Source organism: Pseudomonas sp. HP_01 (genome assembly GCF_055284355.1).
Genome location: NZ_JBTOPV010000056.1, coordinates 128,139 through 149,937 on the forward strand (window position 1 = coordinate 128,139; position 21,799 = coordinate 149,937).

At 60.7% G+C, this 21,799-nt stretch carries 15 protein-coding genes; 9 read left to right on the plus strand and 6 right to left on the minus strand.

The window, feature by feature from the left end; genetic code table 11:
- Positions 1-337 precede the first annotated feature (337 nt).
- Positions 338-1,441 carry a choline metabolism transcriptional regulator GbdR gene (gene gbdR / locus ACYAR8_RS22265; RefSeq protein WP_074892165.1) on the plus strand — a complete coding sequence of 368 codons (1,104 nt, stop codon included), beginning with the start codon at positions 338-340 and terminating at the stop codon, positions 1,439-1,441.
- A gap of 37 nt (positions 1,442-1,478) precedes the next feature.
- On the opposite strand, the gene ACYAR8_RS22270 is transcribed toward gbdR, so the two are convergent.
- Positions 1,479-1,745, minus strand: coding sequence for a hypothetical protein (locus ACYAR8_RS22270; RefSeq protein ID WP_463581072.1), 267 nt, complete (start codon positions 1,743-1,745; stop codon positions 1,479-1,481).
- A gap of 331 nt (positions 1,746-2,076) precedes the next feature.
- Here ACYAR8_RS22270 and ACYAR8_RS22275 point away from each other — a divergent pair, with 331 nt between their 5' ends.
- The gene (locus ACYAR8_RS22275) at positions 2,077-2,916 is read left to right on the plus strand and encodes a 23S rRNA (adenine(2030)-N(6))-methyltransferase RlmJ (protein WP_463581073.1); all 840 of its coding nucleotides are present in this window, start codon (positions 2,077-2,079) and stop codon (positions 2,914-2,916) included.
- A gap of 161 nt (positions 2,917-3,077) precedes the next feature.
- Here ACYAR8_RS22275 and ACYAR8_RS22280 read toward each other — a convergent pair whose 3' ends face one another.
- From ACYAR8_RS22280 to aceE, 5 genes are all read right to left on the minus strand, one after another.
- Positions 3,078-3,542, minus strand: coding sequence for an REP-associated tyrosine transposase (locus ACYAR8_RS22280; protein WP_463581074.1), 465 nt, complete (start codon positions 3,540-3,542; stop codon positions 3,078-3,080).
- 783 nt (positions 3,543-4,325) lie between these two features.
- Positions 4,326-4,988, minus strand: coding sequence for a peptide-methionine (S)-S-oxide reductase MsrA (msrA, locus tag ACYAR8_RS22285; protein WP_463581075.1), 663 nt, complete (start codon positions 4,986-4,988; stop codon positions 4,326-4,328).
- A gap of 131 nt (positions 4,989-5,119) precedes the next feature.
- Positions 5,120-7,813: a putative bifunctional diguanylate cyclase/phosphodiesterase gene (locus ACYAR8_RS22290; protein ID WP_463581076.1), complete on the minus strand. Its 2,694-nt coding sequence runs from the start codon at positions 7,811-7,813 to the stop codon at positions 5,120-5,122.
- Positions 7,814-8,181: 368 nt separating this feature from the next.
- On the minus strand, positions 8,182-9,852 hold the full coding sequence (gene aceF, locus ACYAR8_RS22295; protein ID WP_463581077.1) for a dihydrolipoyllysine-residue acetyltransferase: 1,671 nt from the start codon (positions 9,850-9,852) through the stop codon (positions 8,182-8,184).
- 146 nt (positions 9,853-9,998) lie between these two features.
- Complete coding sequence (aceE, locus tag ACYAR8_RS22300; RefSeq protein WP_108119093.1) at positions 9,999-12,644, minus strand: pyruvate dehydrogenase (acetyl-transferring), homodimeric type; 2,646 nt, start codon at positions 12,642-12,644, stop codon at positions 9,999-10,001.
- 386 nt (positions 12,645-13,030) lie between these two features.
- Here aceE and glnE point away from each other — a divergent pair, with 386 nt between their 5' ends.
- The 7 genes from glnE to ACYAR8_RS22335 all read left to right on the plus strand — a co-directional run bounded on the left by glnE (position 13,031) and on the right by ACYAR8_RS22335 (position 21,742).
- On the plus strand, positions 13,031-15,982 hold the full coding sequence (gene glnE / locus ACYAR8_RS22305; RefSeq protein WP_463581078.1) for a bifunctional [glutamate--ammonia ligase]-adenylyl-L-tyrosine phosphorylase/[glutamate--ammonia-ligase] adenylyltransferase: 2,952 nt from the start codon (positions 13,031-13,033) through the stop codon (positions 15,980-15,982).
- A 246-nt stretch (positions 15,983-16,228) separates the two neighbouring features.
- A complete protein-coding gene (gene waaF / locus ACYAR8_RS22310) occupies positions 16,229-17,263 on the plus strand; it encodes a lipopolysaccharide heptosyltransferase II (RefSeq protein WP_074892183.1) in 1,035 nt (344 codons plus the stop codon).
- Position 17,264: 1 nt separating this feature from the next.
- Positions 17,265-18,329 carry a lipopolysaccharide heptosyltransferase I gene (waaC, locus tag ACYAR8_RS22315; RefSeq protein WP_463581079.1) on the plus strand — a complete coding sequence of 355 codons (1,065 nt, stop codon included), beginning with the start codon at positions 17,265-17,267 and terminating at the stop codon, positions 18,327-18,329.
- Positions 18,329-19,453: a glycosyltransferase family 4 protein gene (locus ACYAR8_RS22320; RefSeq protein WP_463581080.1), complete on the plus strand. Its 1,125-nt coding sequence runs from the start codon at positions 18,329-18,331 to the stop codon at positions 19,451-19,453. Before waaC ends, ACYAR8_RS22320 begins: the two co-directional genes overlap by 1 nt.
- Positions 19,450-20,256 carry a lipopolysaccharide core heptose(I) kinase RfaP gene (gene rfaP, locus ACYAR8_RS22325; protein WP_074892189.1) on the plus strand — a complete coding sequence of 269 codons (807 nt, stop codon included), beginning with the start codon at positions 19,450-19,452 and terminating at the stop codon, positions 20,254-20,256. The genes ACYAR8_RS22320 and rfaP overlap by 4 nt, the downstream gene beginning before the upstream one ends.
- Positions 20,256-20,990: a lipopolysaccharide kinase InaA family protein gene (locus ACYAR8_RS22330; protein ID WP_074892191.1), complete on the plus strand. Its 735-nt coding sequence runs from the start codon at positions 20,256-20,258 to the stop codon at positions 20,988-20,990. Before rfaP ends, ACYAR8_RS22330 begins: the two co-directional genes overlap by 1 nt.
- Positions 20,987-21,742, plus strand: a complete 756-nt coding sequence (locus ACYAR8_RS22335; protein WP_108119088.1) for a lipopolysaccharide kinase InaA family protein — start codon at positions 20,987-20,989, stop codon at positions 21,740-21,742. The genes ACYAR8_RS22330 and ACYAR8_RS22335 overlap by 4 nt, the downstream gene beginning before the upstream one ends.
- Positions 21,743-21,799: the final 57 nt, after the last annotated feature.

The following is a 21,799-nucleotide window of genomic DNA, read 5'->3' on the forward strand; positions in this document are numbered from 1 at the left end:
CCATCTGAATCTGCGGCCTGACGCTGGCCACCGATCACCCCGTGCGTCGGGTGACACTCCCCGACCGCCTGCCTATCCGATGGTTCACACAAGTGATACGGAATTGCTCATCCCTCCCGCAGCGCCTATGGCTCAGCCGCCACGACGTCGCGATTTGAATCGTTGTGTCGCTCCCGAATAGACGCTTCGCGACGTCGCAATCGGGAGTAGTTGAATGCTCATTCAACTTTAGGCATGGCATTTGCGTTGCAATGACCAAGCTCTCCGCAGATGAGGGCGATACAACGAGAGCCTCTGCTGAGGCCTTCAACCGTTTTACGCGTGAGGAGAAAGTGTGATGACTACGTTCAACTCCGGGGCTCAACCCCAGAACCGTGCGCCCCAATCCATCGGCTTCCTGCTGCTGGACAACTTCACACTGATCTCCCTCGCGTCAGCGGTCGAGCCATTGCGTATGGCGAATCAGCTTTCGGGCCGTGAGCTGTATCGCTGGACCACACTGACGGCGGATGGCGGCCAGGTCTGGGCCAGCGACGGTCTGCAGATCACCCCGGACGCGGCCATGCACAAAGCGCCGGTACTCGACACCGTGATCGTCTGCGGTGGCGTCGGCATTCAGCGTACCGTTACCCGCGAACACGTCAGCTGGCTGCAGAGTCAGGCGCGCCAGTCCCGTCGTCTGGGCGCCGTGTGCACCGGCAGCTGGGCTCTGGCCTGCGCGGGTTTGCTGGACGGGTTCGACTGCAGCGTGCACTGGGAATGTCTGGCCGCGATGCAGGAAGCTTTCCCGCGCGTTGCCATGAGCACGCGTCTGTTCACCCTCGACCGCAACCGTTTCACCAGCTCCGGCGGCACCGCGCCGCTGGACATGATGCTGCACTTGATCAGCCGTGATCATGGCCGCGAACTGTCCGCCGCGATCTCGGAAATGTTCGTCTATGAGCGGATTCGTAACGAGCAGGATCACCAGCGCGTTCCGCTCAAGCACATGCTCGGCACCAACCAGCCAAAGCTGCAGGAAATCGTTGCGCTGATGGAAGCCAACCTGGAGGAGCCGATCGATCTGGACGAACTCGCGGTGTATGTCGCCGTGTCCCGCCGTCAGCTGGAAAGGCTGTTTCAGAAATACCTGCACTGCTCGCCATCGCGCTATTACCTCAAGCTGCGCCTGATACGCGCCCGCCAGCTGCTCAAGCAAACGCCGATGTCGATCATCGAAGTGGCGTCGGTCTGCGGCTTTGTGTCCACGCCGCACTTCTCCAAGTGCTACCGCGAATATTTCGGCATCCCGCCACGGGACGAGCGCGTCGGTTCCAACACCGCCCAACAGGTGGCAATGCTGCCGATCCCGCCGTCGCTTGTTCTCGCGCCGTTGTCCGGGCCGCTGTCAGCGCTGAGTCAGGCGCGTAATGAATCGACGTTTGCGAGTGTGCGGTTGTAAGGCGACGTTCCCTTGCGTATTACCGCGTAAGGTTAGCTCAGGCCTGCGCTTGGCCCTGTTTGTAAGTGGCCAGCGCAGGCAATAACTGCTGATCAATGGCTTGGCGTACAGCCGGCAGAATGGTTGCACTGCCGCTCAGCAGCTTTTCCACAAGTTGGCGCAATGCCCGAGCGCGGTCGCCATTCAGGCCGAGCACCGCTTGGGCGCAAGCCTGTTCGGCACTGATGCCGGAGGGCACGTCGAGACCGATCGCCCTGAGTTGGCTGATCAGGTCGTCTTGGTCGATGAGGTCTGCATGCATCATGACGTGCGCTCCTTTTATTGAGATTGATCCGATTCTGGTGCTGTGCGTGTCGGCTCGGCAAGGGCTGGCTCGGTGGATGTCTGGCATGCGTATAACCGTGTCGTTTTCGGCTATGTAACCGTTTAGTTCATTTGGCATAATCGCCCCACTTACATTGCGCAGACTACGGTTTGGTCACCCTCTGGTCCGCGCAACCGCCTCACCCCGGTTTTGTAACGGCTTAACCGGGGATTTTTTTGCCTGTCGTTTGGGCTCCCTCCGTCGGCAGGGCATGAGCGGTCTGCGCAACTTCGGCTGTTTTGATAAACTCCGCAGCCTTCCAGGAGCCGCCATGAATTACCGTCACGCCTTTCACGCCGGCAACCACGCCGACGTCTTCAAACACATCGTTCTGACTCGCTTGATCGCGCTCATGTCGCGCAAGGAGCAGCCACTCGCTTACCTCGATACCCACGCTGGCATCGGCCTGTATGACTTGCAGGGCGATCAGGCCACGCGCACCGGCGAATGGATCGAAGGCATCGGCCGCCTCTGGGATGCCGACGATGTGCCTGAAATGGCGGCTGGTTACATCGACGCGATCCGCCACATGAACCGCAAGACCGGGGAACTGCGTTACTACCCGGGCTCGCCCGAACTGGCCCGCCGCATCACCCGCGAACAGGACCGCGTACTGCTCAACGAAAAGCACCCCGAAGATGGCGCGCTGCTCAAAGACAACATGAAATACGACCGGCGTGTCGCCGTGCACCTGGGCGAAGGCTGGCATGTGCCCCGCGCCTTGTTGCCCGTGCATGAAAAGCGCGCGGTGATGCTGATTGATCCGCCGTTCGAGCAACTGGACGAGATGAAGCGCTGCTCCGTCGCTCTCAAGGAAACCATCGCGCGAATGCGCCAGACCGTCGCCGCCATCTGGTACCCGATCAAGGACCAGCGCGCGCTCAAGCGTTTCTATCAGGACCTGGCCGAAACCGGTGCGCCGAAGCTGCTGCGGGTTGAGTTGTTCGTGCATCCGCTGGACACGCCGAACAGCCTCAACGGCTCCGGCCTGGCAATCGCCAATCCGCCGTGGGGACTGGAAGAAGAACTGCGCGAATTGATGCCATGGTTGGCCAAGAAGCTCGGCCAGACCCAGGGCGACTGGAAGATGGATTGGTTGATTGCGGAGTGAGTTAGTTGTTGCGGTGAAGCGTCTGGCGCTTTCCCGGCTAAAGCCAGTCCTACAGGTCCACGCGATCGGTCCGTAGGACCGGCTTCAGCCGGGAAGGGGGCCATGCGGACACCATCACATTTGCAGCGTGACGTCTGACGCCTTTCCGGCTAAAGCCAGTCCTAATCGAGCACCCATTCACAACCCCACAATAGATATTCCTCCCGCTGTCTCACCAGACCTGCCCTTACCGGGTTATTAACAACATAGCGCGCCATCTCGACGAGGTCTTCTTCGGCCCTGACCCCGTGATCGTAGTAACCCTTTTGCCATGTGAGTGTTTTCACGCCGTGAGCCTTGTTCACTGCGAATGCGCTTCTGCCCTTCAGCGCCTGCATGAGCGCGGGCAGTGCCCCTGACTTGAGCGCGAACAGCCAATGCAGATGGTCGGGCATGACCACCCACGCCATTGAGTGCACAACCTCTGAGTCATGCAGGTGCTGCATTTCTGTGACAACCCTGCGGGCTATCTGAATGTCACTGAATATAGGCAGGCGATTCTTGACCACAGAGGTCACGAGATAGACGTTCCCAGGCTGGGAAGCTCGACCGATACGAAGAGACCGCGCATGTTTGATTTCCTGCATTCCATTGCTCCTCTTTGTGTGAGGACAAACAATAAAAGCAGAAAGCGGATTTAAGTATGGCTAGTGGTTGTCAGGAGATTTCTGGCGGACGCTGATGTTCAGTAGGACCGGCTTCAGCCGGGAAGAGGCCAGTTGCAACACCCTCAATTTCTCGGCGCGACATCCGACGTCTTCCTGGCTAAAGCCAGTCCTACAGGTGTACGGGATCGGTCAGTAGGACCGGCTTCAGCCGGGAAGAGGCCAGTTGCAACACCCTCAATTTCTCGGCGCGAAATCCGACGTCTTCCCGGCTAAAGCCAGTCCTACAGGTGTACGCGATCGGTCAGTAAGACCGGCTTCAGCCGGGAAGAGGCCAGTTGCAACACCCTCAATTTCTCGGCGCGACATCCGACGTCTTCCCGGCTAAAGCCAGTCCTACAGGTGTACGCGATCGGTCAGTAGGACCGGCTTCAGCCGGGAAGAGGCCAGTTGCAACACCCTCAATTTCTCGGCGGGACATCCGACGTCTTCCTGGCTAAAGCCAGTCCTACAGGTGTACGCGATCAGTCAGTAGGACCGACTTCCGCCGGGAAGAGGCCAGTTGCGACACCCTCAATTTCGCCGCGCGCCATCCGACGTCTTCCCGGCTAAAGCCAGTCCTACAGGTGTACGCGATCGGTCAGTAGGACCGGCTTCAGCCGGGAAGAGGCCAGTTGCAACACCCTCAAGTTCGCGGCGCGACATCCGACGTCTTCCCGGCTAAGCCAGTCCCACGAAAAGCGCGCGGTGTGTCAGTGGGACTGCTTAGTTCCCCGCCAGACTCGGCGGCATGCAGACACCCGTTCCGCCAATGCCACAATAGCCCTGTGGATTTTTCGCCAGGTATTGCTGGTGATACGCCTCGGCGAAGTACACGGTGGGTGCCTGGTCGATGTCGGTGGTGATTTCTCCCAGACCGGCCTTGGCCAGTTCGGCTTGATACACCTCGGCGCTGGCCTTGGCCGCCTGCAGTTGCTCAGGCGTAGTCGCGTAGATCACCGAGCGGTATTGCGTGCCGATGTCGTTGCCCTGACGCATGCCCTGTGTCGGGTTATGCAATTCCCAGAACATCGCCAGGAGTTGCTCATAGCTGACCTTCGCAGGTTCGTACACCACGAGCACCACTTCAGCGTGGCCTGTCAGCCCCGAGCAGACTTCTTCGTAGGTCGGGTTCGGGGTGAAACCGCCCGCGTAGCCCACGACGGTGCTGACCACGCCTTCTTGCTGCCAGAAGCGACGTTCTGCCCCCCAGAAGCAACCCAAACCAAAGATGGCGAACTCGACTTCATCGAAGAATGGTCCCAGCAGGGGGTTGCCATTGACGAAATGGGTTTCAGGCAAGGCCATGGGTGTTTCGCGCCCAGGCAGTGCTTGCTGGGCGGTAGGGAGAGCGTTTTTATTCACAAGAATTTCCGAGCGCAAGACCATGAGGTACATCCTCTCTGGGGCAGGACAACCGACATGCGTTGTCAGTGAAAACGGTATATGGGGTCAGAATCGGCTGATGCAAATGCAGGGCGGCAAGTGTGCCGCACTCAGATGACGCGGGGAAGGGGGTGTCAGGCCAGAGGGCCGCGCGGGTAGCGACGCAACTTCTCGATCAGCTCTTCGCCCGGAATCGGTTTGTCGAACAGATAGCCCTGACCAACGTCGCAGCGGTGGCGACGCAAAAAGGCCAGCTGCGCCGCCGTTTCGATGCCTTCGGCGACCACGGTCAGCTTGAGGTTGTGCGCCATGGCGATGACCGCCGAGGTGATTTCCATGTCGTCCTGATCATCGGGAATGTCCCGAATGAAGCTGCGGTCGATCTTGATCACGTCGATGGGGAATTTCTTCAGGTAACTGAACGACGAATAACCCGTACCGAAGTCATCCATCGCGAGGGTCAAGCCGAGGGTCTTAAGCGACTCGAGTTGCAGGCGCGTGTCTTCGGTCGCTTCCAGCAGCAGGCCCTCAGTCAGCTCGAGTTCCAGCAGCGACGGGTCGAGCTGCTCGTCTCGCAGAATACCGGCCAGCGACGAGACCAGCTCCGGATCGGAAAACTGCTTGGGTGACACGTTGATGGCCACATGCAATTTGCCGTATCCGGCAGCGGTCAGTTGTTTGCTCATGCGGCAGGACTGGCGCGCGACCCATTTCCCGATCGGGATGATCAGGCCGGTTTCTTCGGCGACGCTGATGAACTGGTCCGGACGGATCATGCCTTTTTCCGGATGATTCCAGCGCAACAGCGCTTCCATGCCCAGCAAACGGCCACTGCGCAGGCACAGTTTCGGCTGGTAGAAGACTTCCAGTTCGTTCTGTGTCAGGGCGCGGCGCAGGTTGTTCTCGACGAACAGCTTGTAGCTTGCCTCGGCGTTCAGCGCTTCGGTGAACACCTGTACCTGATGCTTACCGTTGGCTTTGGCCTTATGCAGCGCCAGGCCTGCGTTTTTCATCAGCGTCTGCGGGTCGCGGCCATGGATCGGCGCGCAGGCCAGCCCCACCGAGCCGGTTACGCTGATCAACTGATTGTCGACGAACATTGGCTTGTCCAGCGTGCTCAGCACCTGGCTGGCGACGCGTTGGCCTTCCTCTGGAGTGGTGTCGTCGAGCAGTACAGCGAATTCGTTACTGGCAAAGCGCGCCAGAATGCCGGTCGGGTTAAGGCTATTGCGCAGGCGACGGGCAAGGCTGATCAGCAGCTTGTCACCGGTCTGGTGGCCGAGGCTGTCGTTGATGCGCTTGAAGTTGTCGATGTCCACCAGCAAAAGACTGATCGGCGTCTCGACGTCCCGGGCAAAGTGCTCGTCCAGGGTTCGGATGAACGCCGGACGGTTGCCCAGACTGGTCAGATTGTCGGTGTACGCCAGGCGCTCGATCCGCTGCTGGGAGAGCTTGGCCTGGGTGATGTCCTCGTAGATGCCGATGTAATGGGTCAGTTCGCGGTTGTCGCCGTAGACCTTGGAAATCGACAGCTGGCCCCAGTACGGTTCCAGATTTTTGCGTCGGCTCTTGAACTCGCCCTGCCAGCTGTTCCCGTTGACCAGGCTGGAATTCGCGTCGAGCAGCAGCGGGCTGAGATTTTCCAGCGCCGGCAGCTCCGAGAGTTGCTGTCCGTGGACCTCATCGGCCGGGTATTGAGTGATCTCGGTGAAGCTCGGGTTGACGTACTCGACCACGCCGTCGCGGTTGACCAGCAGAAACGCATTGGCGCTCTGCTCCACGGCACGCTGAAACAGGTGCAGGGCGCTGGTGGCGGTGCGGCGGTTGTGATTGTTGATGGCGTGGGCAAACTGATCGGCCAGCTCACCGGCAAAAGCAATCTCATCGGACTGCCATTCCCGTGGCGTGCCGGTCTGCTCAAGGCACAGCACGCCCACCACCTGGCCATCAATGCGCACGCCAGCATCGAGAATCGCGGTGATGTCCTGGGTGCGCAGTCGCTGAACCAGCTCGCGAGTACGCGGATCCTGCTCGACATCGTTGACGTCAATGGCGCGGCTGGTGTGCAGCACGTCCAGGTAGCTGGGGAATTCGCTGATGTCGATCGCGCCGGTCTTGGGGAACGTGCTGGTATCCCGGCGGTACTCGGCAATCGGCTCAAGGGTCTTGCCGTTGAGATTCCACAGACTGGCGCAAGAGATGTCGTAAATCTCGCAAGCGCTTCTGGTGATCAGCTCAGCGGCTTCCTGCAGTGAGTTGTTCGAGCTGTAGCGATGGCGCGCCAGACGCAGAATCAGGCTCTGCTGCGCGCGAACTCGCTCAAGGTGCAGCAATTGTTCGTGCTGGGCACGCTGGTTGAGCTCCAGTGCGATCTGCAGGCGGGAGTTCTGCACCTCCAGATCGGGGCCCATGACCAGTTCGCCGGCCTCAGCTTGCTCACCGACCACCATCAGATACCCGCGCAGCAGATGCCGATTGTGCTGCTTGTATCCCTCACCGATCTCCACCAGCCCCAATGGGCCGCGCGTCGTGTGCAGGGTGTAGCGAATGATGTAATGGGCGCTGCCCGCCAGTTGCATCTGCACGGCGTCGTGCAATTGATAGCGCGCTTCGGGCTCCATGAGACTGGCGTAAGGCGTACCCACCAGCGCGCAGAGCTCGACGGCGGGCATGCTGAATTGCTTTTCGCAGTTCGGATCCAGGTAGAGCATGGCCCAGCCGGGTTCGTTCAGCCGCTCGAAACGCAGCATGCCGAGCCGCGAGGGCACCGGTAGTTGCGTCACGACCTCGGCCGCCGGTCTTCCGGCAGCATCGGGTTGGCTTTTCATGGAAAGAACTCGCTTTCAGGGTGCTGTCGCGCACGGGCAAGGAGCCCGTCTTTAAATCGCGTGCCGCAAGGTTGCATCATGGCGCACGGGCTGACAAGTCAGCGCGATGGCTTAGTGCTATAAATCTGTCGGCAGACGGTTGATTTACTGGAGGTAATTGGTCGGATTGTCGGGGTGAGGATCAGGCGGCTGGTGTTTGTTCATCATCAGCTATCGGCAGCTCGGCCGAATACTGTAGGGACTTGTTGTCGTGAATGGACGCCTTTTCAAACGGCAAAAAAAGCCCCGCCAGTGGGCGGGGTTGAGGTACGAGCGTGGCAGCTCGAAAAAGCGAAGGCCCGTTTCGCATGAAACGGGCCTTGTACGGCTTACAGCAGAATGGTGCGGATGTCCGCGAGCAATTCGCTCAGACGCTTGGTAAAGCGTGCAGCAGCGGCGCCATTGATCACGCGGTGATCGTAGGACAGCGACAACGGTAGCATCAGGCGTGGCTGGAAAGCCTTGCCGTCCCAGACCGGTTGCATGGTGGCCTTGGACACGCCAAGGATCGCCACTTCCGGCGCGTTGACGATTGGCGTGAAGCCGGTGCCGCCAATATGACCCAGGCTGGAGATGGTGAAGCAGGCGCCTTGCATGTCGTTGGCCGACAGCTTTTTGGAACGCGCTTTTTCAGCCAGCTCGGCTGCTTCGGCCGCCAGTTGCAGCAGGCTCTTCTGATCGACGTTCTTGATGACCGGGACCAGCAGGCCTTCCGGTGTGTCCACCGCGAAACCGATGTTGAAGTATTTCTTGCGAATGATCGCTTTGCCGCTTGGTGCCAGCGAACTGTTGAAGTCCGGCAGTTCCTTGAGCATATGCGCGCTGGCCTTGAGCAGCAGCGGCAGCACGGTCAGCTTCACGCCAGCTTTTTCAGCCACGGCTTTCTGCGCGATACGGAAAGCTTCCAGGTCGGTGATGTCGGCCTGGTCGAATTGCGTGACGTGCGGAATGTTCAGCCAGCTGCGGTGCAGACCGGTTGCGCCCAGCTGCATCAGACGCGTCATCGGCACTTCTTCGGTTTCGCCGAAACGGCTGAAATCGACTTCCGGAATCGGCGGGATGCCCATGCCGCCCGCAGCGCCGCCAGCAGCAGGCGCGTCCTTGGACTTGGTCATGATGGATTTGACGTAGGCCTGTACATCTTCTTTCAGCACGCGACCGTGTGGGCCAGTTGCCGAAACAGCGTTCAGCTCGACGCCAAACTCGCGAGCCAGCTGACGAACAGCCGGGCCAGCGTGAACCTTGGCGCCATTGTTCGCAGGTGCGGCGGCGGGTGCGGCAGCAGGCGCAGTAGAGCTTTCAGCTTTCGCAGCCGGAGCAGCAGCGGCCGCCGGAGCAGCCGCTTCAGCCTTGGCCGGAGCCGGGGCAGCCGCCTGAGCAGGCGCGGCAGCAGGTGCAGCACCCGCCACTTTCAGTTTCAGAATCAGGTCGCCAGTGCCGACTTCGTCTTCGACCTTGACGCTGATGCTTTCGACAACGCCTGCAGCTGGAGACGGGATCTCCATCGAGGCTTTGTCGGATTCCAGGGTGATCAAGGATTGATCAGCTTCGATGCTGTCGCCCACTTTGACCATCAGCTCGATGATGCGAGCCTTGCCCGACGAACCGATGTCCGGGACGTGAATGTCCTGGACAGTTTCCGAATCAGCAGGTGCAGCCGCTGCGGCAGGCGCAGGTTCGGCTTCGGCTGGCTTCTCGGCAGGCTTTTCAGCAGTAGGGGCAGGCGCGGCCGCGGCAGGTGCAGCAGCAGGCTCGGCCGCCGCTTCGCCTTCCACTTCCAGCTCAAACAATTCGTCGCCTTCTTTCAGGCGGTCGCCCAGCTTCACTTTCATCGCCTTGATGACACCGGCTTTAGGCGCAGGAATTTCCATGCTTGCCTTGTCCGACTCAAGCGTCAGCACGCTCTGGTCAGCCTCGATGCGATCACCGACCTTGACCATCAACTCAATGACTTCACCTTCACCGTTGCCGATGTCGGGTACGCGAATTAACTCACTCACAATGTCTCTCCTTAGGAGAACCTGTTCCTCGACTGCGCCGATTCTTCTGCAACGAAACAGCCTGGATGCTCATTTACCGAGGTAAATTCCGCATCGGCGGCTGTTTCGCGCATGTTTCAGCGCTCTATTCGATCGTTACGCAGACCTTAGCAGTCCAGCGGGTTGCGCTTTTCAGGATCGATGCCGAACTTGGCAATGGCTTCCGCCACGACCTTAGGTTCGATATCGCCGCGATCGGCCAAGGCTTCCAGCGCTGCCAGCACCACGAAGTGACGGTCAACTTCGAAGAAGTTGCGCAGCTTCTTGCGGCTGTCGCTACGGCCGAAACCGTCGGTGCCCAGCACTTTGTATTCCTTGGTCGGAACCCACTGACGGATCTGGTCGGCGAACAGTTTCATGTAGTCGGTCGAAGCGATCACCGGACCTTTACGGCCGTTGAGGCATTCTTCAACGTAGCTCAACTGTGGCTTCTGACCCGGCTTCAGACGGTTGCTGCGCTCTACGGCCAGGCCGTCGCGACGCAATTCGTTGAAGCTGGTGACGCTCCAGACGTCCGCGCCAATGTTGAACTGCTCGCGCAGGATCTTCGCCGCCTCGCGTACTTCACGCAGGATGGTGCCCGAACCCAGCAGCTGCACGTGGTGCGCGGCTTCCTTGGTGTCTTCTTCGAGCAGGTACATGCCCTTGATGATGCCTTCCTCGGAACCGGCCGGCATGGCAGGTTGCGTGTAGGACTCGTTCATCACGGTCAGGTAGTAGAAGACGTCCTGTTGTTCTTCGAACATCTTCTTCATGCCGTCCTGAATGATCACCGCCAGCTCGTAGCCGTAGGTTGGATCGAAGGTGCGGCAGTTCGGGATGGTCGAGGCCAGGATGTGGCTGTGACCGTCTTCGTGCTGCAGACCTTCACCGTTCAGGGTGGTACGGCCGGCAGTGCCGCCGATCAGGAAGCCACGGGTGCGGCTGTCGCCTGCGGCCCATGCCAGGTCGCCGATACGCTGGAAACCGAACATCGAGTAGAAGATGTAGAACGGAATCATCGGCTGGTTGTGGCTGCTGTACGAAGTACCTGCCGCGATGAACGACGACATCGCGCCGGCTTCGTTGATGCCTTCCTCGAGAATCTGACCTTTCTTGTCCTCGCGGTAGAACATCACTTGTTCTTTGTCGACTGGCTCGTACAGCTGGCCTACGGAAGAGTAGATACCCAACTGACGGAACATGCCTTCCATACCGAAAGTACGGGCTTCGTCCGGGATGATCGGGACGATGCGCTGACCCACTTCCTTGTCCTTGACCAGTTGGGTCAGGATGCGCACGAATGCCATGGTGGTGGAAATTTCGCGGTCGCCGGAGCCGTCAAGGATGGCCTTGAGGGTTTCCAGTGGCGGAGTCGGCAGGCTGAAGCTCTGTGCGCGACGCTGTGGTACGAAGCCGCCCAGTGCAGCACGACGCTCGGCCAGGTAACGCGCCTCGGCACTGCCTTCTTCCGGCTTGAAGAACGGCAGGGCTTCGAGCTGATCGTCTTTGATCGGGATGTCGAAGCGGTCACGGAAGTGACGCAGGCTGTCAACGTCGACCTTCTTGGTGTTGTGCGCGGTGTTTTTCGCTTCACCGGCGCCGGTGCCATAACCCTTGATGGTCTTGGCCAGAACCACGGTCGGCTGACCCTTGTGGTTCACCGCTGCGTGGTAAGCCGCGTAGACCTTGTACGGGTCGTGGCCGCCACGGTTGAGCTTCCAGATTTCGTCGTCGGACATATCTGCAACCATCGCCTTGAGTTCTGGCGAGTTGAAGAAGTGTTCGCGCACGAAAGCGCCGTCTTTGGCTTTGTAGTTCTGGTATTCGCCGTCGATGACTTCGTCCATACGACGTTGCAGGATGCCGTCGACGTCCTTGGCCAGTAGTGGGTCCCAGAAACGGCCCCAGATGACTTTGGTCACGTTCCACTGAGCACCGCGGAACACGCCTTCCAGTTCCTGAATGATCTTGGCGTTGCCGCGAACCGGACCGTCCAGACGCTGCAGGTTGCAGTTCACGACGAAGATCAGGTTGTCGAGCTTCTCGCGACCGGCCAGGGCGATGGCGCCCAGGGATTCCGGCTCGTCGGTCTCGCCGTCGCCCAGGAAGCACCAGACTTTTTGCTTGCCTTCCGGGATGTAACCGCGGTGCTCCAGGTACTTCATGAAGCGCGCCTGGTAGATCGCCTGAATCGGACCCAGACCCATGGAAACGGTCGGGAACTGCCAGAAATCTTTCATCAGCCACGGGTGCGGATAGGACGACAGACCGTTGCCATCGACTTCCTGACGGAAGTTGTTCATCTGGTCTTCGGTGATGCGGCCTTCCATGAACGCACGGGCGTAGACGCCTGGCGATGCGTGACCCTGGAAGTAGATCAGGTCGCCGCCGTGTTCGTCGGTCGGGGCCTGAAAGAAGTAGTTGAAGCCGATGTCGTACAGCGTTGCGCTGGAGGCGAAGCTGGAGATATGACCGCCCAGATCCGGGTCGCCGATGTTGGTCTTGACCACCATCGCCAAAGCGTTCCAACGTACCAGCGAGCGAATGCGGCGTTCCATGAACAGGTCGCCGGGCATGCGTGCTTCGTGGGTAACGGGGATGGTGTTGCGATACGGCGTGGTGATGGCGTAAGGCAGTTGCGAACCACTTCGTGTGGCCAACTCACCCATACGGGTCATCAGATAATGAGCACGGTCTTCGCCTTCTTTGTCGAGAACCGATTCCAGGGCGTCCAGCCATTCCTGGGTTTCGACGGGATCGAGGTCTTGCATGGCTTGCTCCAGGGCGGAAAGGCTTCCAGAATCGGTTGCCTGAGTTTGTTGCGACTGGCCTTGTGGGCAGACGATATAAAATTCTTGGATGACCGGATGGGTCCCCGGTGTTGTGTAGTTTTACTACAAATCTCGGGCTAATTCAGCTTTTTGACTTGTATATACAGTAGTAAAACTACAGCAGAGCGTGGTTGTCGCTCGTAGTGCAGTGTCCGGTAAAGCAGTGTTGTCGGTGCAAAAATCTGACGAGTCGCCTGATTGATAATGCTGGCAGCCAAGAATCGCCAGCCATCAGCAATTTTTAACCTTTGTTCGACAGTCCGTCCGTTGCGTGTATACCCCCCGCCGTGGCGGACTGCCATTTGAACGCCGATCAAGGATAGACCATGAGCCTTCCCCTGCTGGCCGAGCTGCCGGCTGTCCTTCTGCCGTTGGTCACTCGCGCCCGTCAATCCTGGCGTACCGCTCTCGATTCTCTGCCAGATGAAGCCGGGCGGTCATTTCAGGCCTGGCCCGAGGCGCGGCTGTTGGCGTTTGATCGCGTCTGTGCAGCCAGCGATTTTGTCGCCGATCAGGTTTCACGCGATCCGCTGATGCTGCTCGACCTCGCTGAATCCGGTGAGCTGGAACGCAGTTTCGCGCCTGGCGAGATGCTTGAGCACCTTGCCAATGCAGTCATTCAGGCTGCCAGTGACGATGAACTGGGGCGTAATCTACGTCGTCAACGCACGCGCCAGCAAGTGCGAATTATCTGGCGGGACCTCACCCGGCAGGCCGATCTGGTGGAAACCTGCCTCGATCTCTCGGACATGGCAGATGGCTGCATCGATCTGGCTTACAAGTGGCTGTACGAGCGGCATTGCCAGCAATTCGGTACACCGACCGGCCGTCGGACCGGCGAGCCGCAGCAGATGGTCATCCTCGGCATGGGCAAGCTGGGCGCTGTCGAGCTGAACCTGTCCTCCGATATCGATCTCATTTTTGCCTACCCCGAAGGCGGCGAAACCCAAGGCGTCAAGCGCCCGCTGGACAACCAGGAGTTTTTCATCCGCCTGGGTCAGCGATTGATCAAGGCGCTGGACCCGGTCACGGTCGATGGCTTCGTCTTCCGCGTCGACATGCGTCTGCGTCCCTATGGGTCTTCCGGTGCGTTGGTGCTCAGTTTCAATGCGCTGGAGCAGTACTACCAGGATCAGGGCCGCGACTGGGAACGCTACGCCATGATCAAGGCGAGAGTGGTCGGCGGCGATCAGGAGAAGGGCGGCGAGCTGCTCGGCATGCTGCGGCCGTTTGTCTATCGCCGCTATCTGGACTTCTCCGCCATTGAAGCGCTGCGCACCATGAAGCAGCTGATTCAGCAGGAAGTCCGCCGCAAGGGCATGGCCGAGAACATCAAGCTCGGTTCCGGCGGCATCCGCGAAGTGGAGTTCATCGCCCAGGCGTTCCAGCTGATTCACGGCGGTCGCGATTTGAGCCTGCAGCAGCGGCCGTTGCTCAAGGTGTTGAAAACCCTTGAAGGCCAGGGCTATTTGCCCGCAGCGGTCATCGATGAGCTGCGTGAGGGCTATCAGTTTCTGCGCTACACCGAACATGCCATTCAGGCGATTGCCGATCGGCAGACGCAAATGCTCCCCGACGACCCGCAGGATCAGGCGCGCATCGCCTTCATGATGGGCTTTGCCGATTGGACGAGCTTTCATGTGCAGCTGATGTACTGGCGCGGGCGCGTCGCGTGGCACTTTCGTCAGGTCATCGCCGACCCGGATGAGGAAGAAGGTCAAGAGGACCACGGCGAAGAAATCGTCGGTGGCGAGTGGCTGCCGCTGTGGGAAGAATCGCAGAACGAAGAAAGCGCGTGCCTCCAGTTGCACGAGGGCGGATTCGCCGATGCGCAAAAGGCGCTGAAAAATCTGAGCAATCTGCGCAACAGTTCGCAACTGCGCTCGATGCAGCGTCTGGGGCGTGAGCGGCTCGATGCCTTTATTCCGCGCCTGCTCGCCCAAGCGGTTGAGCACGACAATCCCGATCTGGTGCTGGAGCGCGTACTGCCGCTGGTGGAAGCCGTGGCCCGTCGCTCGGCGTATCTGGTGTTGCTCACTGAGAATCCCGGTGCACTGCGTCGATTGCTGACCCTGTGCGCGGCCAGCCCGTGGATTGCCGAGCAGATCGCCCGCTTCCCGTTGCTGCTCGATGAGCTGCTTAACGAAGGTCGCCTGTTCAGCCCGCCCCAGGCGCTTGAGCTGGCTGCCGAGCTGCGCGAGCGTCTGACGCGGATTCCCGAGGACGATCTCGAGCAGCAAATGGAAGCGCTGCGGCATTTCAAACTGGCGCACCGTCTGCGAGTGGCGGCGTCGGAAATCACCGGCAGCCTGCCGCTGATGAAAGTCAGTGATTACCTGACCTGGCTGGCCGAGGCGATTCTGGAGCAAGTGCTGGCGCTCGCCTGGCGCCACACCGTCGCCCGTCATGGTGCGCCGCGCCGGCCGGATGGTGCATTGTGTGATCCCGGCTTTGTCATCGTCGGCTACGGCAAGGTCGGCGGGATTGAGCTGGGGCACGGCTCGGATCTGGACCTGGTGTTCATTCACGATGGCGATCCCCAGGCTGAAACCGACGGCGCCAAGCCGATCGATGGCGCGCAGTTTTTCACGCGGCTCGGCCAGCGGATCATCCATTTGATCACCACCCAGACCAACTCGGGCCAGTTGTACGAAGTCGACATGCGCCTTCGCCCCTCTGGCGCGGCGGGTTTGCTTGTGAGTTCGCTCGGGGCGTTTTCCCGATATCAGGAGAACGAGGCCTGGACGTGGGAGCATCAGGCCCTGGTGCGCGCACGGGTGCTGGTGGGCAGCACCGATGTCGGCCGGCAGTTCGAGGGCGTGCGCGCGTCGGTACTGGGCCGTGAGCGGGATTTGCCGAAGCTGCGCCAGGAGGTCACCGAGATGCGCGCCAAGATGCGCGACAACCTCGGCACTCGCATAACGGCGGCCGGGAAGGGGGCGAATGCGTTCGAACCGACCGCGCGGTTCGACCTCAAGCAGGACGCCGGAGGTATCGTCGATATTGAATTTATGGTGCAATACGCGGCCCTGGCGTGGTCCAGAGAGCATCCCTCGCTGCTTCGTTACACCGATAACATCCGTATTCTCGAAGGCCTGGAAGAGGCGAGCCTGATGGCCGCCGCCGATGCCGGTCTGCTGCGTGAGGCGTACAAGGCTTACCGCTCGGCCGCTCACCGACAGGCATTGCAGAACGATCCGGGTGTGGTGGCCGGCGACCAGTTCGTCACCGAGCGGCGCGAAGTGATGCGGATCTGGGGGCAGCTGGGGCTGAGTTAATAGATGAAGGATTCTTCATTGAACTCGCTGGCCTCATCGCGGGCAAGCGCGCTCCCACAGTTGAGCGCGGTCTCCTGTAGGAGCGCGCTTGCCCGCGATGGCGTCAGAGGGGGCGCAACCGGATCCGGCGTGTGTTACAGCCATCCGGTTCTATAAAGCTATGACAGGGAGGCGTCAGGCTGCGTGTACAAGCATCACGCAGTTTGATGGGCCTCCCTGCTCGTTTCTGGTCGTTTTTGGATGAGCATGAGAATTCTGATCGTAGGGCCCAGCTGGGTCGGTGACATGGTGATGGCGCAGACGCTGTTCCAGTGCCTGAAGCAGCGTCACCCGCAGTGCGAAATCGATGTGCTGGCGCCCGAATGGAGCCGGCCGATCCTTGAGCGCATGCCGGAAGTGCGCACGGCTTTGAGCTTCCCGCTCGGCCATGGCGCGCTGGAGCTGGCCACGCGCCGGCGCATCGGCAAGTCCCTCAAGGGCCAGTACGATCAGGCGATTCTGCTGCCCAACTCGCTGAAGTCGGCGCTGGTGCCGTTCTTCGCCGGCATTCCCAAGCGCACCGGCTGGCGTGGCGAATTTCGCTATGGCTTGCTCAATGACGTGCGCACCCTCGACAAACAGCGTTACCCGCTGATGATCGAGCGCTTCATGGCGTTGGCCTACGACAAAGGTGCCGAGCTGCCGCGCCCGTATCCCAAACCCAGCCTGCAAATTGAAACGGCCAGTCGTGACGCGGCGTTGACCAAGTTCGGCCTGAGCCTTGATCGGCCTGTGCTCGCGCTGTGCCCGGGCGCCGAGTTCGGTGAATCCAAGCGCTGGCCTTCCGAGCACTACGCCAAGGTCGCCGAAGCGAAGATTCGTGAAGGCTGGCAGGTCTGGCTGTTCGGCTCGAAGAACGACCATGCTGTGGGCGAAAGCATTCGTGAGCGGCTGATTCCCGGCCTGCGCGAAGAATCCATGAACCTCAGCGGGGGCACTTCACTGGCTGAAGCCATTGACCTGCTGTCCTGCGCGGACGCCGTTGTCTCCAACGATTCCGGGCTGATGCACGTTGCCGCCGCACTGAATCGCCCGCTGGTGGCGGTGTACGGCTCCACTTCGCCGGGCTTCACGCCACCGCTGGCCGATGAAGTCGAGATCGTCCGTCTCGGCATCGAGTGCAGCCCGTGCTTCGAACGCACCTGCCGCTTCGGCCATTACAACTGCCTTCGCCTGCTGGAGCCGGACTCGGTGATCCAGGCCCTCGGCCGTATTGGCGCCGCCCCGGTCGAGGTCGCCTGACTTGCGGGTACTGCTGATCAAAACCTCGTCACTGGGTGACGTGATCCACACTTTGCCCGCGCTGACCGACGCCATGAATGCGCTGCCGGGCATCCAGTTCGACTGGGTGGTGGAAGAGGGCTTCGCCGAGATTCCGACCTGGCATCCGGCGGTCGCGAACGTGATTCCGGTGGCGATCCGTCGCTGGCGCAAGAACCTTTGGCAGACCGTCAAAAATGGCGAATGGCGCCGGTTCAAGCAGCGCCTGCGCGACACCCGCTACGATCTGGTGATCGACGCCCAGGGCCTGCTGAAAAGTGCCTGGCTGACCCGCTACGTCAAAGCGCCCGTCGCCGGGCTGGACAAGACTTCTGCGCGCGAGCCCATGGCCGCTCGTTTCTACGATCGTCCCTACGCCGTTGCCCGCGGCCAGCATGCGGTCGAGCGCTTGCGTCAGCTGTTCGCCCAGGCGCTGGGCTATCGGGTGCCTGCGGGGTTGGGCGATTACGGCCTTGATCGCAGCCGCCTGCTCACTGCCACAAACGACGCGCCCTTCGTGCTGTTTCTGCATGGCACTACGTGGGACACCAAACACTGGCCCGAGCTGTACTGGCGACAATTGGCCGAACGCATGATCGGTCAGGGTCTTGAAGTGCGGCTGCCGTGGGGCAATCCGGCCGAGAAGGCACGGGCCGAGCGCATTGCCGTTGGCCTTGATAACGCCGTCGTGTTGCCCAAACTCAATCTGGCAGGCGTTGCTCGCGTGCTGGCGAGCGCCCAGGGTTGCGTGGCGGTGGACACCGGTCTTGGTCATCTGGCTGCAGCGCTGGACGTGCCGACCCTGTCGCTGTTCGGCCCGACCAATCCGGGCCTGACCGGCGCGTACGGCCGGTCGCAGGTTCATCTGGCGGCGGAATATCCCGCCTGCGCGCCGTGCCTGCAAAAGAAATGCACCTATCGACCGACCCCTGAAGATCAGCGCCAAGTCGATACAGAACGCGAGTGGCCCATGTGCTTTACTCGCCTGAATCCCGAGCGGGTAGCGAACCACTTAGGCGCGCTATTGCTGGCAAAGGAACATCCCTGATGCAACTGGCATTCGTGCTTTATAAATACTTCCCCTTCGGTGGCCTGCAGCGCGACTTCATGCGCATCGCCCTGGAGTGTCAGCAGCGCGGCCATCAAATCCGCGTCTACACGCTGATCTGGGAGGGCGATGTACCGCCCGGCTTCGAAGTGCTGGTGGCGCCGGTCAAGGCGATCTTCAATCACCGCCGCAACGAAAAGCTTACCGACTGGATGAATGCCGACCTGGCCAAGCGTCCCGTGGACCGGCTGATCGGGTTCAACAAGATGCCCGGCCTGGACGTGTATTACGCCGCTGACGGCTGCTACGAAGACAAGGCGCAGAACCTGCGCCACGGCCTGTACAAATACTGGGGCCGCTACCGTCACTTCGCCGACTACGAACGTGCAGTGTTCGGCAAAGACGCGAAAACCGAAGTGCTGATGATCTCCGAAGTGCAGCAGCCGCTGTTCATCAAGCACTACAACACGCCGCTTGCGCGCTTTCATCTATTGCCGCCGGGGATCTCTCAGGACCGCCGCGCACCGCCGAATGCCGCCGAAATCCGTGCCGAATTCCGTAGCGAATTCAAGCTGGCCGACGATGACCTGTTGCTCGTGCAGATTGGCTCCGGCTTCAAGACCAAGGGCGTTGATCGCAGCCTCAAGGCGTTGGCGGCGCTGCCTGCTGAACTGAAGAAACGCACGCGGCTGTTTGTAATTGGTCAGGACGACCCCAAGGTATTCCAGCTGCAGAGCACGACGCTGGGCCTGGGCGATCACGTCACCTTCATGAAAGGGCGCAGCGACATCCCGCGTTTTTTGTTGGGCGCCGACCTGTTGATTCATCCGGCGTACAACGAAAACACCGGCACCGTGCTGCTTGAAGCGCTGGTGGCAGGACTTCCGGTGCTGGTCAGCGCGGTGTGCGGCTACGCCCATTACATCGCCGAAGCCGACAGCGGTCTGGTGCTTGATGAGCCGTTCGAACAGAGCCAGCTCAATCAATACCTGACCCGCATCCTCAAGGACGACGCCGCGCGCAGCACCTGGAGCCGCAACGGGCTGACATTCGCCGACACGGCTGATCTTTACAGCATGCCGCAGCACGCTGCGGATGTGATTCTGGCGGAGCACCACGGATGAAACTGATCCTTGCTGAACCCTTCAAGAGCCTCTGGGCCGGGCGCGATGCGTTCGAGGCCGTCGAGGCGCTGGAAGGCCAGGTCTATCGCGAGCTCGAGAACCGGCGCACGTTGCGCACCGAGGTCGACGGACGCGGTTATTTCGTCAAGATCCATCGCGGCATTGGCTGGGGTGAAGTGGCGAAGAACCTGCTGACCGCCAAATTGCCGGTGCTCGGCGCGGGTCAGGAATGGGACGCCGTCAATCGTCTGCATGAAGTCGGCGTGCCGACCATGACCGCCGTGGCGTACGGCGAGCGCGGCAACAACCCGGCCATGCAGCATTCGTTCATCATCACTGAAGAGCTGGCGCCGACCGAGAGCCTGGAGGACGTCAGCCTCAACTGGCGCACCGAACCGCCCGAGCCACGCATGAAGCGCGCATATATCGCCGAAGTGGCGCGGCTGGTCGGGATGATGCACCGCGCCGGAGTCAATCATCGCGACTGCTACATCTGTCATTTTCTGCTGCACACCGACACGCCGGTCACGCCCGACGATTTCAGGCTCTCGGTGATCGACCTGCATCGCGCCCAGACGCGCCCGGCGATTACCCAGCGCTGGCGCAACAAGGATCTGGCGGCGCTGTATTTCTCGGCGATGGACATCGGCCTGACCCGCCGCGACAAACTGCGCTTTCTCAAGGGCTATTTCCAGCAGCCGCTGCGCCAGATCCTGGCCCAGGAATCGGCGCTGCTGAGCTGGCTTGAAGGCAAGGCCGAGAAGCTTTATCAGCGCAAGTTGCGCTACGGGGACGCGCTCTGATGGCGGGTTGGAATCTGGAGCCTGGCTATGCCGCGCTGACGGCCGACTTCGGTACCCTCGATGCCGTGTTCGCCCTCAAAGGCGAGCGGCTGACCCGGGATCCGTTGTCGGAAGTCATCCGCGTCGAGCGCGGTGGCGTGAATTACTACGTCAAGCGCTACGTCGCGGCGGGTAAGGGTTTGCGCCGTTATCTGGGGCGACCTCGGGTGAAGTCCGAATGGCAAAACCTCAAGCGCTTCGCCAAGTGGGGCATCCCGACGGCAGAAGTCGTGGCCTGGGGCCTTGAGCGCAACGGCGCTGCGTATGATCGTGGCGCGTTGATCACCCGCGAGCTGCCGCGCACCGAGGACTTGTCCGAACTGGCTCGGGCCAATGACACGCGTCTGGACAGTCGTTCATGGGTCAACAGCGTCAGTCAGCAGGTCGCGCGCTACACCCGAACCATGCATGACCATCACTTCACCCATAACGACCTGAAGTGGCGCAACTTGCTGGTGGACGATCAGTCGACGGTGTTCCTGATCGACTGCCCGAACGGCGCGTTCTGGGTCAGCTTCATGCTGCGCTACCGCATCACCAAAGACCTCGCGTGCCTGGACAAGGTCGCGAAATATCACCTGTCGGCCACCCAGCGCCTTAGGTTCTATCTGCAATACCGTGGTCGCGAACGCTTGAATGATTCTGACAAGAAGCGCATCCGCCACATCGTCAGTTTTTTTGAGGGCCGTGAATGAGTGTTTTCATTGCTGACGCCGACCGGGGGCTGCTCGAGCGGCACGGTCTGGCGGACTTCGATGCGTTGTGGAGCGTAGAGCTTGACGCGGTGGATGAGCCCAACACCGGTCGCGGCGGCTGGAGCAGTGTGTTTCGCCTGGAGCTGGAAGGCTCCGGTTATTACCTCAAGCGCCAGAGCAACTACCTGACTTACACCCTGCATCACCCGTTTGGCGAGCCTTCGTTTTCACGGGAGTTTCGCAACATCAGCCTGTATCAGAAGCTGGGTATTCCGGCGCTGCATGCGGTGTTTTACGCGGACAGAAAAGTCGACGGCGAGCGCCGCGCGATTCTCATGACCCGCGCGCTGGATGGCTGGACCGATCTGGACACGTTGTTGCAGGACTGGCACGAGCGGCCGGCCACCGAGCGGCTGGCGATTCTGCAGGCGTGCGGGCAACTGGCGCGCACGCTGCACAAGGCCGGTCAGGTGCATGGATGTTTCTACCCCAAGCATATTTTCATGCGGGCGCGGGGCGGCGAGTATATGGCGCAGCTGATCGACCTTGAGAAGACGCGCAAGTCGATCTTCGGCCAGCGCGACCGGGTCAAGGACATCGAGCCTTTGCTGCGCCGCGCACCGGTCTGGAACGATACGGAAATCCGCGAACTGCTCGCGGCTTACCTGCACGCCCCGACCGACAGCGGGCTGGTTGATGCCTGGTGGCAGCGCGTCGCCAAACGCGGCACCCACAAGCGCCGGGATCGTTGATTTTTGGTTTTTGATGCACACGAGATTCACTGCCTGTCAGGTCTGCGATCTGGACCG

What these genes read in the sequence shown, in the direction of transcription:
- gbdR (WP_074892165.1), top strand. Translation starts at nt 338, where the DNA reads ATGACTACGTTCAACTCCGGGGCTCAACCCCAGAACCGTGCGCCCCAA.
- ACYAR8_RS22270 (WP_463581072.1), bottom strand. Translation starts at nt 1,745, where the DNA reads ATGATGCATGCAGACCTCATCGACCAAGACGACCTGATCAGCCAACTC.
- ACYAR8_RS22275 (WP_463581073.1), top strand. Translation starts at nt 2,077, where the DNA reads ATGAATTACCGTCACGCCTTTCACGCCGGCAACCACGCCGACGTCTTC.
- ACYAR8_RS22280 (WP_463581074.1), bottom strand. Translation starts at nt 3,542, where the DNA reads ATGCAGGAAATCAAACATGCGCGGTCTCTTCGTATCGGTCGAGCTTCC.
- msrA (WP_463581075.1), bottom strand. Translation starts at nt 4,988, where the DNA reads ATGGTCTTGCGCTCGGAAATTCTTGTGAATAAAAACGCTCTCCCTACC.
- ACYAR8_RS22290 (WP_463581076.1), bottom strand. Translation starts at nt 7,813, where the DNA reads ATGAAAAGCCAACCCGATGCTGCCGGAAGACCGGCGGCCGAGGTCGTG.
- aceE (WP_108119093.1), bottom strand. Translation starts at nt 12,644, where the DNA reads ATGCAAGACCTCGATCCCGTCGAAACCCAGGAATGGCTGGACGCCCTG.
- glnE (WP_463581078.1), top strand. Translation starts at nt 13,031, where the DNA reads ATGAGCCTTCCCCTGCTGGCCGAGCTGCCGGCTGTCCTTCTGCCGTTG.
- waaF (WP_074892183.1), top strand. Translation starts at nt 16,229, where the DNA reads ATGAGAATTCTGATCGTAGGGCCCAGCTGGGTCGGTGACATGGTGATG.
- ACYAR8_RS22320 (WP_463581080.1), top strand. Translation starts at nt 18,329, where the DNA reads ATGCAACTGGCATTCGTGCTTTATAAATACTTCCCCTTCGGTGGCCTG.
- rfaP (WP_074892189.1), top strand. Translation starts at nt 19,450, where the DNA reads ATGAAACTGATCCTTGCTGAACCCTTCAAGAGCCTCTGGGCCGGGCGC.
- ACYAR8_RS22330 (WP_074892191.1), top strand. Translation starts at nt 20,256, where the DNA reads ATGGCGGGTTGGAATCTGGAGCCTGGCTATGCCGCGCTGACGGCCGAC.
- ACYAR8_RS22335 (WP_108119088.1), top strand. Translation starts at nt 20,987, where the DNA reads ATGAGTGTTTTCATTGCTGACGCCGACCGGGGGCTGCTCGAGCGGCAC.